The organism is Shewanella sp. Isolate8, assembly GCF_022398495.1.
Taxonomy (GTDB): domain Bacteria; phylum Pseudomonadota; class Gammaproteobacteria; order Enterobacterales; family Shewanellaceae; genus Shewanella; species Shewanella aquimarina.
In genome coordinates, this window is sequence record NZ_JAKEVI010000004.1 from 196,049 (window position 1) to 209,503 (window position 13,455).

The 13,455-nt window shown below is 56.0% G+C and carries 13 protein-coding genes; 6 read left to right on the forward strand and 7 right to left on the reverse strand.

The features are described 5' to 3' along the window. Positions 1–69 precede the first annotated feature (69 nt). From menD to menE, 4 genes are read left to right on the forward strand one after another with little or no spacing between them, the layout of a single operon-like run. Positions 70–1,773, forward strand: coding sequence for a 2-succinyl-5-enolpyruvyl-6-hydroxy-3-cyclohexene-1-carboxylic-acid synthase (gene menD, locus L1D43_RS17205; protein ID WP_239853534.1), 1,704 nt, complete (start codon positions 70–72; stop codon positions 1,771–1,773). Next, positions 1,773–2,570 carry a 2-succinyl-6-hydroxy-2,4-cyclohexadiene-1-carboxylate synthase gene (gene menH, locus L1D43_RS17210; RefSeq protein WP_239853535.1) on the forward strand — a complete coding sequence of 266 codons (798 nt, stop codon included), beginning with the start codon at positions 1,773–1,775 and terminating at the stop codon, positions 2,568–2,570. The genes menD and menH overlap by 1 nt, the downstream gene beginning before the upstream one ends. Next, positions 2,567–3,625 (forward strand): o-succinylbenzoate synthase, encoded by a 1,059-nt coding sequence (gene menC, locus L1D43_RS17215; RefSeq protein ID WP_239853536.1) that lies wholly within the window; start codon positions 2,567–2,569, stop codon positions 3,623–3,625. The genes menH and menC overlap by 4 nt, the downstream gene beginning before the upstream one ends. Next, entirely contained in the window at positions 3,622–5,112 is a 1,491-nt protein-coding gene (menE, locus tag L1D43_RS17220; protein WP_239853538.1) for an o-succinylbenzoate--CoA ligase, read from the forward strand. The genes menC and menE overlap by 4 nt, the downstream gene beginning before the upstream one ends. A 40-nt stretch (positions 5,113–5,152) precedes the next feature. Here the strand turns inward: menE and rpoH are convergent, their stop codons facing one another. The 4 genes from rpoH to ftsY all read right to left on the reverse strand — a co-directional run bounded on the left by rpoH (position 5,153) and on the right by ftsY (position 9,609). Further along, positions 5,153–6,010, reverse strand: a complete 858-nt coding sequence (gene rpoH / locus L1D43_RS17225; protein WP_041508828.1) for an RNA polymerase sigma factor RpoH — start codon at positions 6,008–6,010, stop codon at positions 5,153–5,155. A gap of 232 nt (positions 6,011–6,242) precedes the next feature. Next, complete coding sequence (gene ftsX, locus L1D43_RS17230) at positions 6,243–7,208, reverse strand: permease-like cell division protein FtsX (protein WP_041508827.1); 966 nt, start codon at positions 7,206–7,208, stop codon at positions 6,243–6,245. Between the two features lie 14 nt (positions 7,209–7,222). Next, positions 7,223–7,924, reverse strand: a complete 702-nt coding sequence (ftsE, locus tag L1D43_RS17235; protein WP_239853541.1) for a cell division ATP-binding protein FtsE — start codon at positions 7,922–7,924, stop codon at positions 7,223–7,225. Between the two features lie 83 nt (positions 7,925–8,007). After that, positions 8,008–9,609 (reverse strand): signal recognition particle-docking protein FtsY, encoded by a 1,602-nt coding sequence (gene ftsY, locus L1D43_RS17240; protein ID WP_239853542.1) that lies wholly within the window; start codon positions 9,607–9,609, stop codon positions 8,008–8,010. A 240-nt stretch (positions 9,610–9,849) separates the two neighbouring features. Here ftsY and rsmD point away from each other — a divergent pair, with 240 nt between their 5' ends. Beyond that, positions 9,850–10,437, forward strand: coding sequence for a 16S rRNA (guanine(966)-N(2))-methyltransferase RsmD (gene rsmD / locus L1D43_RS17245; RefSeq protein WP_239853544.1), 588 nt, complete (start codon positions 9,850–9,852; stop codon positions 10,435–10,437). Then, positions 10,437–10,727 carry a DUF1145 domain-containing protein gene (locus L1D43_RS17250; RefSeq protein ID WP_239853546.1) on the forward strand — a complete coding sequence of 97 codons (291 nt, stop codon included), beginning with the start codon at positions 10,437–10,439 and terminating at the stop codon, positions 10,725–10,727. Before rsmD ends, L1D43_RS17250 begins: the two co-directional genes overlap by 1 nt. Before the next feature lie 242 nt (positions 10,728–10,969). Here the strand turns inward: L1D43_RS17250 and L1D43_RS17255 are convergent, their stop codons facing one another. From L1D43_RS17255 to gspL, 3 genes are read right to left on the reverse strand one after another with little or no spacing between them, the layout of a single operon-like run. After that, a complete protein-coding gene (locus L1D43_RS17255; RefSeq protein ID WP_239853548.1) occupies positions 10,970–11,731 on the reverse strand; it encodes a type II secretion system protein N in 762 nt (253 codons plus the stop codon). Positions 11,732–11,751: 20 nt separating this feature from the next. After that, positions 11,752–12,228, reverse strand: coding sequence for a type II secretion system protein M (locus L1D43_RS17260; protein ID WP_239853557.1), 477 nt, complete (start codon positions 12,226–12,228; stop codon positions 11,752–11,754). A 1-nt stretch (position 12,229) separates the two neighbouring features. Further along, positions 12,230–13,420, reverse strand: a complete 1,191-nt coding sequence (gene gspL, locus L1D43_RS17265) for a type II secretion system protein GspL (protein WP_239853561.1) — start codon at positions 13,418–13,420, stop codon at positions 12,230–12,232. Positions 13,421–13,455 lie beyond the last annotated feature (35 nt).

Consider the following 13,455-nt stretch of genomic DNA (forward strand, 5'->3'; position numbering starts at 1 on the left):
GCCTGTGGTTTCCTTTACTATATGCTTAACGATAGACTATCGTTTAACTCTTTCATTGGTTAAACCATTATGCAGATTGAAAAAACCGCCGAATTAAACCTTCTTTGGGGCTCGCTTATCCTCGAGGAGCTGGCACGCCTTGGAGTGCAACATGTCTGCATGGCGCCCGGCTCTCGCTCGACCCCCCTTACCCTGGCGGCGGCCAAACAGACCAAGCTCAAGCAGCATCTTCATTTCGATGAGCGCGGTCTTGGCTTTCTCTCCCTGGGACTGGCCAAGGCCAGCCGCGCCCCGGTCGCCATCATCACCACCTCGGGCACGGCAGTTGCCAACCTCTATCCGGCCATAGTCGAGGCTTGGCTGACCCAGGTACCGCTAATCGTCTTGTCCGGCGATCGCCCGCCAGAGCTGCTGGGCTGCGGCGCAAATCAGGCGATAGTGCAGCCGGCGATTTTTGCCGACTATGCCAAACAGGTCAATCTGCCGACACCGGATATGGCGATACCGCCCCAGGCGCTGCTCACCCTGCTGGATGAGTCGGTCGCCAACGCCAAGGGGCCGATACACGTCAACTGCATGTACCGAGAGCCCCTCTATCCGGGCTCCATGAGCGCCGATTTCACCCACTACCTGAGCCCGTTAGGCAATTGGCAACATAGTGCCCAGCCCTATAACCTGTTTGCCGACGCCCAGCTTCTCAGCACACCGACGCCAGACGCCCTGGCGCGCTTCGTTCATGGCAAGGGCGTGATCATCGCCGGCACCCTGGCGCCCGAGCAGCAAGCCGTACAGCTTATCGAACTGGCGCAGAAACTCGGCTGGCCGCTGCTGAGCGACGCCCAGTCTCAGCTGAGGCAGCATGGCGCGGCAATCGGCAACATAGATCAACTCCTGCTGCAACCTAAGGCCAAGGCGCTGCTGCAGGAAGCCGATACCGTACTGGTGTTCGGCGGACGCCTGCTGTCGAAACGTCTGATTAGCTATCTTAGCGAGCAGAAATGGAAACGTTACTGGCAAGTGCTGCCCCAGCAGACCCGCCTCGACCCGAGTCACTCGGCCAAACAAGTCTGGATAAGCCCACTTAGCGCCTTTACCCAGCTTCCCTGGCCGAGATCTTCCGAGGCTAACTGGGCGCTGCAACTGATAGAGGCCAACGAGCAACTGGCAACCCTGTTCCAGCAACAGATTGACGACGCCGAATTTGGCGAGGCCCAGGTGGTGCGCGCCATCGCCGGGCGCGGCGAGCAGCAGCTGTTTATCGGTAACAGCCTGCCGGTGCGTCTCTACGACATGTATGCGCCCATCACGCCTGTCGCGCCTCGCATCTATACCAACCGCGGCGCCTCGGGCATCGACGGCCTGCTGGCCACCGCCTGCGGCATCGCGGCCCACAAGGCCAGCCCGACCACGCTGATCATCGGCGATCTGTCACAGCTGCACGATCTCAACTCCCTGGCCTTAGCGGCGAAGCAGCAGGGCCCATTCGTCATAGTTATCCTCAACAACGACGGCGGCAACATCTTCAACCTGCTGCCCGTGCCCGATGAGAAGCTGCGCAGCGGCTACTATCGCCTCGCCCACGGCCTGGAGTTTGGCTATGGCGCGGCCATGTTTGGCCTGCCCTATAATCGCGTCGAGGATATCGTGAGTTTCAACGAGGCCTACGACGACGCCCTGGCCTACCAGGGCGCCTCGGTTATCGAGGTCTGTGTGGCGCAAGATCAGGCCAGTGAACAGATAGCTCGCCTCGCCGCCTGGATAAAGCAAAGCTGATGCTGGCCTATCGCAGTGAAGGCGACCGCAGCAAGCCGGTACTGGTCTTGTTGCATGGTTTCCTGGGTGACAAGCATGACTGGCAGGGCGTTCTTGCCAGACTCAGCCAGCATTTCCGCTGTATCGCCCTGGATCTGCCCGGTCATGGCGCCAGCCCTTCGCTCGAAGGCGATCCAGACTCGTCAGGCTTTCAGCGGGTCGTGACCCATATCCTCTCGACACTGGACGAGCTAAAGGTAAATCGCTTTCATCTGCTGGGTTACTCCCTGGGTGGCCGCATCGCCCTGCATCTGGCCCAGCATCTTGCAAAACGGGCGCCCGAGCGCCTGCTCAGCCTACATCTGGAATCTTGTCATCTAGGGCTTAGCAATGACGAAGAAAGATCCCAGAGGCTGGAGCAGGACAGGCTCTGGCAGCAAAAGTTACTGTCTCTGCCCATCTCAGATTTTCTCGCCCTCTGGTACCAACAGGGGGTATTTGCCTCCCTCAATGATGAACAAAGGCAGAAGCTCATTCAGGCGCGCTCCCACAATCGCCCCGCGGCGCTGGCCAGCATCTATCTGCCAACATCCTTAGGCCACCAGGCTGATTTGTCGAGCCAACCTGAACAATCAACCTTAAATTGGCATTACTATGTAGGTTTGCAAGACGATAAGTTTCTCGCCCTGGCCAAAGCCTGGCAGGCTAAACAAAAGATTGCCCTCTATCGGGTACCGGGGGCAGGCCACAACGTGCATCTGGCACAGCCAGAGGCCTTCTGTGATCTCCTCATCGCTCAGCTCAGGATACAAGCATGATACTCAGTCAACTCAGCCTCTATCGCTACCAGATCCCCCTAGACAAGCTGCTGCCGGTAGGCAAACAGCGTATCGATAACCGTCAGGGGCTGGTCCTCAGGGCCTGCACAGCAGACGAACTGGGCGAGTCTGTTTGCTGCGAGGTCGAGATATCGCCTCTGAGTGGCCTAGATGTAGATGAACAGCCTCTCCAAGGCTTTAGCCAGGAGTCGCTGGCTCAGGTGATCGACGAGCTGCTCCCCCTGTTAGACACCTTGGTCGGCGAGGCTGTCGACACCTTGGTGACCTCTGCCCAGGCGACCAAGCTGCCCTCGCTGGCCTTTGGCCTGTCGCTACTTCATGCAAGACTCTCGGGACGATTGCCCGCCGCCAGACAGCAAGCGCGAACCATCCCCCTCATCTATCGGGCGCAGGATGAGGCGCCTCAGGCGTTGGATGCCCGCATCGATGACCTAGATGACACGGTACACGCGGTAAAGGTCAAGGTGGGACAGACCTCCATGGCCCAGGAGATCGCCATGATTCACCGTATCTTGGCGCGCCGCCCAGATCTCAAGTTGAGGTTGGACGCCAATCGCTGTTTCACCCTCGAAGCGGCCATCGATTTCTTCGCCTGTCTGCCGCTAGAGGCGATCGAATATGTCGAGGAGCCTTGCCAAGACTCTGGCGACAACTCCGCCCTGTACCGGGCCTTAGGTGTGGGCTTTGCCTTGGATGAGAGCCTGAACCACCCTGACTATCGATTTACCATGGTGCCAGGGCTTAGCGCCCTTATCGTCAAGCCGATGATCTTAGGCTCGCTACCAGACCTACAGGCCATGACTCTGCAGGCCCATGAGGCTGGGGTCAGGGTGATCCTCAGCGCCAGCCTGGAAGCCAGCCTCGGCATCAATGCCCTGAGGGATCTGTGCGAGGCCCTAACGCCAGATGAGGTACCAGGGCTGGATACCCTAAGCGCCTTTAGCGCCGATCTGCTGGTGTCGACCGGCAAGAACCGCTGCCTGACCCTGGAAAACCTGATCTGCCTGAAACAGGTCTCCCGGGAGGCGGTTTGAAACACAGCAAGGAAATAGGCCAGGAAAGCATAGACACCTCACCGCTGCACCTGATGGCAACCCAGGCGCCAGCACAAGTCGCACTGCATCACTGGCATGATGGCGGCTATCGCGCCATCGACTATGCTCAACTATCCCAAAGGGTGCGACAGTGTGCGCGCCAGCTGCATGATCTAGGCTTAACGTCAGGCGACAAGCTGGCCTGCGTCGACCAAAACTCTCTGGCGCTGGTGATCCTCTACTGGGCCTGTATCGATCTCGGCGCCATCTTCTGTCCGTTAAATCCCAGATTCCCCAGGGCGCAGATAGCCAGGTTGGCCGAGCGCTACGATTTCAACTATTTCTGGGCTGGCGAGGCCTATCAAGACTCGCTTCCTGAGCCTGGCCTGACGCTCGCCTTAGACGCCGAAGTGTCACTCACCACGACTCGCGATAGCCAGGTAGAAGCAACTAAAGTAGAAGCAATCAGGATAGACACGGCGCGGCCCTGCAACATCATACTCACCTCGGGCAGTAGCGGCATGCCCAAGGCGGCCGTTCACTGCCTAAACAATCATATCGCCAGCGCCCTGGGCTCGACCCAGAAGATCCCCTTGCATCGAGGGGACAACTGGCTGCTTTCCCTGCCGCTGTTTCACATCGGCGGCCTAGCGATAGTCAATCGCTGCGCCTTGGCCGGCGCAGCCCTGACCCTGCCAGCACCAAGACTTTCACTGGCGGAGCAACTCAAGACGATTCCCCTGACCCACCTCTCTCTGGTGGCCACCCAACTAGTGAGATTGCTTAACGACGCCCCCGAGACACTAAAGGGCCTCAAGGCGCTGTTGCTGGGTGGCGGCGCCATAGATGAGCGACTAATAGAGCGCCTGGTGCCTATGGGAATTCCCGCCTTTACCAGCTATGGCATGACGGAGATGAGCTCTCAGATCACCACGGCCAGGGCCAACGCTCAGGGCAGCTGCGGCATGCCTCTGCCTGGGCGTCAACTAAAAATTGTCGATGAGGTGATCTATGTGCGTGGCGAGACCCTGTTTCTCGGCTACCTGAGCGATAAGTCTCCCCATGACATCACCAGGCCACTGGATGAAGATGATTGGTTCTGCACTCAAGATCGCGGCAGGTTAACGCCTGAAGGCGAGCTGCTCATTCTGGGACGCACAGACAACATGTTTATCTGCGGCGGTGAGAACATCCAACCCGAGGAGATAGAGGCGCTGCTAAGAAGCTATCCCGGAATAGAAGAGGCGCTGGTGTTCGGCGTACCCGATGAGGAGTTCGGCCTGCTGCCGGCGGCCATCATCAAGGGGGAAGTCGCGTCACCCGAGGTGCTCGATGAATTTCTCTGCCAGACTATCGCCCGCTTTAAACGCCCCCGCCGATATTTCACCTGGCCGGAGCTGGAGCAGACAGGGCTCAAGTTAGCACGCAAGCAGGTGATCCAGGCGGTAGCCAAGCAACATAAATTAGCCATAAAAAAACCTGCTTGATAGCAGGTTTTTCTTTGCATTGACCTAAGAGCTAGGCGCGTTACATTTCCATGCGGCCCTTGAGCTTGTTCATGGCATTCTTCTCGAGCTGCCTGATACGTTCGGCAGAGACTTGATAGGTTGCCGCCAGCTCTTGCAGCGTGGTCTTCTCTTCGTCCAACCAACGCGCCTGTAGAATATGCTGGCTACGTTCATCAAGGGTCTTGATGGCCGCCAGAAGACGGGTTTGGTTATCGGCTTCGAAGTTGTCGTTTTCGACCTGAGAGGCAATATCCGACGAATGATCTTCGAGGTAATGCACAGGTGCATAATCCTGGTCGTCATCGTTGTCACTGGCCAGATCGAAGGCTGGGTCCTGCGCCGCCATGCGTGATTCCATCTCGGTCACATCGCTCTTCGAGACGCCCAGGTTTTCGGCAACCATGGTCACCTCTTCATCGCTGAACCAGCCAAGACGTTTCTTAGCCTTACGCAGATTGAAGAACAGTTTACGCTGCGCCTTGGTGGTCGCTACCTTAACGATACGCCAGTTTTTCAGCACGTATTCGTGGATCTCGGCCTTAATCCAATGCACGGCAAACGAGACAAGACGTACACCCACGTCGGGATCAAAGCGTTTTACCGCCTTCATCAGACCAATGTTACCCTCTTGGATGAGATCCGCCTGTGGCAGACCATAACCCGCGTAACCTTTGGCGACATGAATAACGAAACGAAGATGAGACATAATCAACTGCTTCGCAGCCTGAATGTCACCGGTCTCCTGCAGACGTTTCGCCAGCTCATACTCCTCATTCGCCTCCAACATTGGAATGTTGTGCGCAGAATGGATATAAGCCTCTAAGCTACTGCTGCTTTGAGGTACCATTAGTGCCATTGATTGCGTTTGACTTGTCATTAACGCTCCTAACTTCTTATCTTGCTTAAATTTAACGCTTTGAGTGCTCAGCGCCGCTTGAAAACGGCATTCCGTGGGAGTCTTTGGAAAGGAATTTACGCCCAGGGACAAGCTGATGAACTATTAACTATCTGACAGTCTATGTCAACACTCGAAGCTGAACAGGGTTTAATTTCACCCGATTCTATAGACAGTGCAAGTGAAAATTAGTTCATAAAAACCCCTGTATCGACTAGGAAGGTTCTATCGCCCGCAGGTGTTGGCGCACCGAGAGATAGGAGCCCAGCCAGCCAAGAAACGAGGCCAACAGAATCAGTTCGCCAAGCTCCACCAATGTCAGCGACTGCATCTCCAGCGTGCTGCCATAGAGGCCCAACAGACTCGCCAGGGCACCGTCGAGATACCAGACCAACAGATTGATGATCACCCAGGCCAGAATGCCGCCAATTACCCCGAACCAGATCCCGGTATAGAGGAAGGGGCGCTGAATAAAGCTCTCGGTGGCGCCCACCAGCTTCATCACCTCGATCTCGGTGCGGCGGTTCATGATGGCCAAGCGTATGGTGTTGCCGATCACCAGCACCACGGCCAATACCAACAAGGCGGCGATAGCCATCACGGTACGCTCCAGCAACCGCACAACGGCCTGCAGACGTTCCAGCCACTCGATATCCAGGCGGCCAAAACTCACCTCAGGCTCGAGCTCTAGCTTCTTCAGCAGCTCACGAGCACCGTTTGGGCTGGCATACTTGATACTTGGGGTCACAGTGATCACTGCCGGCAGTGGGTTTTCATCCAGGTAGGCCAGTGCCTCGCCAAAACCTGAGAGGCGCTGGAACTCTTCCAAGGCCTTATCGCGGTCGATATAGCTGACGGCACTCACCTCAGAATAGGCACTAATCCGGCTGATGAGGCTCTGTATGCTGCGCTCGCTGCGCCCCTCATCGATAAACAGGGAGATCTCGGCGGCGCTGTTCCAGGATTGGGTAATTGTCTCGGCGTTCTTCACCAGTACCTGCAGGGCCGCAGGCAGGCTCAGGCTGACCCCAAGCACGGCCATGGTCATCAGGGAAGAAACCGGATTGCGCCACAACTCCCCCATGCTGCCCATGGCATGTTGAATATGACGAATAAAAAACATCACTATGCGGCCGCTGATGGGTAATTTACTGCGCACCAATTGAGGTTGCTGACTCATCTGACTCTCCTCAATTATTGGCCGAAGGCGCTGGCAGTTGTGTTAGCGCTCGCCAGCTCGTCACCGCCCAGGATACGCCCCTGTTTCAGGGTCAGGGTGCGATAACGCATTCTGGCGATCAGGCCCAGATCGTGGGTGGCGATCAGCACTGTCGTTCCGGCATCGTTAAAGGTTTCAAACAGGCGCAGGATATCCATGGACAACTTAGGGTCCAGGTTACCCGTGGGCTCGTCGGCCAGCAACAGCGGCGGCTTGTTAACAATGGCGCGGGCGATCCCCACCCGTTGCTGCTCACCGCCAGACAACATGATGGGGTAGTGGCGCTCTTTGCCATACAGGCCCACCATATCTAGGGCCGCCAGCACACGCTTCTTGATCTCATGCAGTGCGAAACCCTCGATAACCAGCGGCAAGGCAATATTGTCGAAGACGCTGCGGTCCATCAGCAGGTGATGGTTTTGGAAGATCATGCCGATATCACGGCGCAGGAAGGGTACATCCTTGGGTCTGATGTTGGCGATGTCATGGCCATTGATGGCGACACGACCGGCATTGGCCCGTTCGATCACTGTGATCAACTTAAGCAGGGTACTCTTGCCCGCCCCGGAGTGGCCGGTTAAAAACGCCATCTCACCGCGTTTCAAATGAAAACTTACGTCGGTGAGGGCCTTCTGACCACCGGGATAAACCTTGCTAACCTGCTCAAATCGAATCATAAGTACCCAATCTTAGATGCTGCAATAGTGTTTTGATGGATCAGCCGAATTCGACTGGCCCTGGCTTTACGCCTAGCCGTTTGCTACTTGGCCTCATCCTCATGGCTGAACAGGGCGTCGATAAAGTCTTTCGCATCGAAAGTTCTTAGATCATCGATCTGCTCACCGACACCTATGTGTCTAATTGGTATGCCAAATTTATCTGCAATGGCGAAGATCACACCGCCCTTGGCCGTGCCATCGAGCTTGCTCATGGTGATACCCGTGACGCCAACCGCCTCTTTGAACAGCTGCGCCTGGCTAATGGCATTCTGACCCGTACTCGCATCCAGGGTCAACATCACCTCGTGAGGGGCGCTCTCGTCTTGCTTCTTCATCACCCGCACCACTTTCTTCAGTTCATCCATCAGGTGAGCCTTGTTCTGCAGGCGTCCCGCTGTATCGGCGATCAAGATGTCTATCTTACGGGCACGCGCCGCCTGCAGTGCATCGAAGAGTACCGAGGCGCTATCGGCGCCTGTGTGCTGGGCGATAACCGGAATGTCGTTGCGCTGACCCCAAACCTGTAGCTGCTCGACGGCCGCGGCGCGGAAGGTATCACCCGCCGCCAACATCACCGACTTACCTTGTGCTTGATACTGCTTGGCCAGCTTGCCAATGGTGGTGGTCTTACCCACGCCGTTGACACCGACCATGAGGATAACGAAGGGGCCATCGCTATTTTCAGGTACCAGAGGGATGCTCACCGGCTCCAGGGTCTTCTGCATCTCTTCACGCATCAGCTCGTAGAGTGCCTCGCCATCTTTAAGCTGCTTGCGACTCGCCTGCTCTGTCAGGCTGGCGATCAGGCGACTGGTGGTTTCCACCCCCACATCGGCGATCAGCAACTGCTCTTCCAACTCTTCGAACAGCTCATCATCGATCTTCTTACCCTTAAACAGACCGATGAAACCGCTACCGATATTTTCGCTGGTACGTTTCAGTCCACGTTTCAGACGGGCAAAGAAGCCCTCTTTGGTCGGCTTCTGCTGCGGCTCGGGCTGTTGTTCAACCTGCTCCTCTTGCCCTGTCTGTTCTGCTTGCTCAGCCGCTAGACGCTCTTGCTCTGCCTGTTCGGCAGCAAGACGGGCATTCTCAGCTTCGACGCGGGCCTGTTCTTCGGCTAGACGCTCCCGCTCAGCTTGTTCCGCAGCTAGGCGTTCCTGCTCTGCCTTTTCGGCAGCAAGACGGGCATTTTCAGCCTCGACACGAGCCTGCTCTTCTGCGATGCGTTGCTGCTCAGCTTGTTCCGCAGCTAGACGCTCACTCTCTGCTTCGAGACGGGCCTGTTCGGCTGCCAGACGGGCATTCTCAGCTTCGACGCGGGCCTGCTCCTCGGCTAGACGCTCTTGCTCAGCTTGTTCCGCAGCTAAACGCTCACTCTCTGCTTCGAGACGGGCCTGTTCGGCAGCAAGACGGGCATATTCAGCCTCGACGCGGGCCTGCTCTTCTGCGATGCGTTGCTGCTCAACTTGTTCCGCAGCTAAATGCTCCTGCTCTGCTTGCTCGGCAGCCAACCGTACATTCTCTTCTTCGACGTTAGCCTGTTCGGCATCTGCCTGGGTCGAAACTTCTACTTCTGGTGCCGCCGCTTCCTGCTTAGATTTATCTTTGCGGAACCAAGAAAAAAAACCTTTTTTTGCCATGTGTAATACCAGTACTCAATTAACTGATTCAAAATTCGCTATAAAGTCATGCTGCGCTCGTCATTATAACAAGCTAACGACGCAGAAAAACACGGCATTTTTTTCGTTAATGCCCTGGGCTTTGCACCTTTTTCTGATGCTTTACGTTAAAATAGCGACCTCAATTTAGCGCAACAGTCTATCACTTAATCTGGCTAGGCCAAATTCCGCTAAATGATTCCACACAATAACAGGTAGAAAATGGCAAGAAATCGACCCGCAAGCGGACAGGTAAGGATCATCGCCGGACAATGGCGCTCCAGAAAACTGCCGATACATGATCTCGAGGGGCTAAGGCCCACCACGGACAGAGTCAGGGAAACTTTGTTTAACTGGATCGCAGGCGATCTTCCAGGTGCCCGCGTGCTCGACTGCTTCGGCGGCAGCGGCGCCCTCTGCTTCGAGGCGCTCTCTCGCTATGCCAAGTACGCCAAGGTATTTGAGCTACAGGCCAGCGCGGCCAAGCAGCTCAAACAAAACCTCGCCACCCTCAAATGCGACTGCGCCGATGTAGTTCAGGGCGACACCCTAGTGCAGCTCAAGACGCCCCCCGCCGAGGGCTTCGACGTCGTCTTCATCGATCCACCGTTTCGCAAAGGGCTAGCCCAGGCCTGTATCGATGCGCTGGTCGCCCAAGACTGGCTCAATCAGGATGCTCTGGTCTATGTGGAGACAGAGAAAGAGCATCCGCCCCTCGGCTTGCCCAGCGGCTGGATGCCACTGAAAGAGAAACAAGCCGGTCAGGTGACCTATCGCCTGTATCGAGTCGAACACACGGAGACAGAGTAATGAAATTGGTGATTCTTATCGGCAAGGCGATCACCCTATTTGCCTGGGCCGTCATGATCTACAACTTATTTGCACCAGCGGAAGGCAACATAGGCATGCTGTTGACCCTACTGCTGGCGATCACCCTGGTGATGCACGGCCTGCAGACACTGATCTTCCGCACCCTGTTTAAACCACTGATGACCCTAGGTTTCCGCCAGTACCTGAATGTCATGCTCTTCGGTGTATTCAGTCTGCTGGAATATCGTCAGCGGGTGATGCAGCAAGGCATCACCGACAAGCAGGCCTAATACCAATCGTAATAAACAATTGATCATTCTAGCTCGTTAAAACGCTCGATAACTGTATTAGTATTTTTAATTGTAGAATAACTACTTATCTAAAAATCCTGCTTTGTTCTCAAGCGTTTTTCCTGCGCTATTTCTGATCACATGTCTACTGTGATTGGTATAATTTGCTCTCATCCTTTATAAAAAGCAGTCATAAAAAAAGCCCCAGATAGGGGCTTTTTATATGACTCGAAATGACAGAACTAGAGTCCGGGCACCCGTCCCTGATAATTGATCGGGTAGTAACCCTGACTGTCACGCTTGCCGAGGAAGCTTAGCGCCTGCTTTAGATCTTCTGGCTGCGCCTGAGTTTCTTTTATCTTGGCGGTTACCTGCACCAGCTTGTCGGCTTTAAGCAGCGCATGGCCACTGAGGCCTAAGGCGTTCATGCTGTCATCCGTCTGCACCTTGATGTTGCCATCGACACAGCTGAGCGCCACGGCGACATCCCCCAGAGGATACTTGCCAAACTGATTGTTCACCTGCAGCTGCTGGGCAAAGAGTTTACCCGTAAGCTGCTGACACCAGGGCTCACCCTGCTCCATATTTTGTAGCATCAGGCTGAAGTTACCCCCGACCTGGGTACGAAACGGCAGACGTGTATTGCCCACCAGGAACTCGCTCGGCGCGTCGAAACGCACGCCGCTGGCATCTATGCCAGACATAGAGAGACTGACGAATCCCTTACCGTTAACTGCGGTAGCACGGCTGCCCACCACGAAGTCGATATTAGCTTTGCCCGTCAGTAGCCCCCAAGGGCTCAATTGCCAGCTCACCTGCTCCAGGCGACGCTTTTGCAACATTAAGGTGTCTATTTCACCAGACCAAATGGTGCCCGAGATCCCTGAAACACTGACTTGCTTAGGCAAGGGGGCCAACTTAACCGCCAGACTCGCCGGAAACAGAGCGATAAGAAACACCAGATAGACGAAAACGCCGATAACAATTTTTTTCACTAGACCCACAAAAAACCCTTACTACTTAGTTACTGCGAGAACTGGATGCGACGTACCTTGACGAAGCCCTCGGCCTCACCATCGGCCAGATCGATATTATCCAGGGAGAGACCCTTCTGCTGCACCAGGTCGCTCAGATAATCCAAGAGCGAATCGAAGGGCACCTCGTCCATCCACACCTGGATCTTATTGCCCTGTGGCTGCATACGGGTGATTTCCAGGCCATAGCTTTTGGCACTCTGAGTCACCACAGTACTTAGGCTGCCAGAGAAGCCCTTCTTACCACCGGCCTGCTTAAGACCGGCGATCTTGTTGGCCGTCTGCTTCACATAATTGAGTGTACTTTCCTGAGCCGTCAGGTTGCGCCGTGCATCGGCCTCGGCCTGACTGATCGGTGTCCAGATCCCCCAATAGAGGATGCCGACCCCCAACACTATGGCGCAAGCCGCCACGAGCTGCTGCTCGCGCAACACTAAGCCATTCCACCACGTCTTAATGTTGTCCATCTTACTTGCTCCTCAGGGTTAAGGTACTGGTCACTTCATCTTCGCCGCTGTTCATGGCGCCAGAATCCACCTGGAAGTGAGGCGAGATCAGCTCCTTAAACTGTTCAATCTGGGCATAGCTCTTGGCGGTGATCTGCATGCGCAGCTCGTTACGGCCGCTGTCGAAACGCAGACTGGTCGGCTTAAGCTGCGGCACCTTAGCGAAGCCCTCGGCGAGATCGTCCAGCATGGTAAAGAAGGCCATGCCGCCGCCTGCCCCTTGCAGGGTACGCAGCTGACTCTGCATCTGCGAGCGCACGTTGACCATACGCGAGCTGCCCATCACCTGTTTAAAGATCTCACCCGTCTGCTGCTGTAAGCCTTCACGCTCGACGTTCAGCTGATGAATATTGAGCCCCTTGTTCACCAAGGCCAGCACCAGGGCCACCAAGATAACCATGGCGGCATTACGCCACAGTAGCAGATGCTTGCTGTATTCACGCTTAGGGGTATAGATACCACTGAGTAGGTTCAACGGCGCGTTGAGGATCCCCTTAGCCAACACCAGCATCGGTAGATCCAGCGGCTGAGGCTTCACCTCGACGCCTTGAATGTCCATGTCGCTATAACTGGCCAGGGTGATAGGCGTCTCTTCCTGCCCCTCCGCAAGCTTAGGCAGGGCGGCCTGGAACCAGCTGGCATCCAGGCTGACACCGCTACCTGCGCTGGTACGCAGCAGGTAATCCGGGCCAAACTTCATCGCCGCCCACTGACATTCCTGCAGTGGCAGGGCCAGACAGTCGGGCACCAATTGACGCGCCTTGATGCCAGCCTCACTCAACCAGGAGAGCCAGGTCTGCATCTGCTCGTGAGCCACCACGGCAACGCTAAGAGACTCGCCGCAGCGCGGACCCGGGACAAAATGCAGTTCATCGACATTCTCGGCCAGACTCTCTTCCAGCATGAAAGGCAACGCCTTCAGCGCCTGACGCTGGCCCTTCTCCGGCAGCTCCACCGAGGTGAGGGTAATGGCAGAGGCGGGCACCAGAATATCCACCGGACGGTTACCGGCGCGCTCGGTCAGCGTCGACAGCCCCTGGGCGTCGCTCAGCTCTCCCGAGGCGATGATCTCCTGCTCTTGTTCCGACCATACCAGCCAGGAGCAGCTCTGCTCCGCGCTTCTTCCTAATCGGATAAATAATCTTTCACTCAATGTCTTTCTCCACAAGTCTCATGAAGTTGCTCTCG

What these genes read in the sequence shown, in the direction of transcription:
- L1D43_RS17250 (WP_239853546.1), top strand. Translation starts at nt 10,437, where the DNA reads ATGAAATTGGTGATTCTTATCGGCAAGGCGATCACCCTATTTGCCTGG.
- menC (WP_239853536.1), top strand. Translation starts at nt 2,567, where the DNA reads ATGATACTCAGTCAACTCAGCCTCTATCGCTACCAGATCCCCCTAGAC.
- rpoH (WP_041508828.1), bottom strand. Translation starts at nt 6,010, where the DNA reads ATGACAAGTCAAACGCAATCAATGGCACTAATGGTACCTCAAAGCAGC.
- rsmD (WP_239853544.1), top strand. Translation starts at nt 9,850, where the DNA reads ATGGCAAGAAATCGACCCGCAAGCGGACAGGTAAGGATCATCGCCGGA.
- menH (WP_239853535.1), top strand. Translation starts at nt 1,773, where the DNA reads ATGCTGGCCTATCGCAGTGAAGGCGACCGCAGCAAGCCGGTACTGGTC.
- ftsX (WP_041508827.1), bottom strand. Translation starts at nt 7,208, where the DNA reads ATGAGTCAGCAACCTCAATTGGTGCGCAGTAAATTACCCATCAGCGGC.
- ftsY (WP_239853542.1), bottom strand. Translation starts at nt 9,609, where the DNA reads ATGGCAAAAAAAGGTTTTTTTTCTTGGTTCCGCAAAGATAAATCTAAG.
- menD (WP_239853534.1), top strand. Translation starts at nt 70, where the DNA reads ATGCAGATTGAAAAAACCGCCGAATTAAACCTTCTTTGGGGCTCGCTT.
- ftsE (WP_239853541.1), bottom strand. Translation starts at nt 7,924, where the DNA reads ATGATTCGATTTGAGCAGGTTAGCAAGGTTTATCCCGGTGGTCAGAAG.
- L1D43_RS17260 (WP_239853557.1), bottom strand. Translation starts at nt 12,228, where the DNA reads ATGGACAACATTAAGACGTGGTGGAATGGCTTAGTGTTGCGCGAGCAG.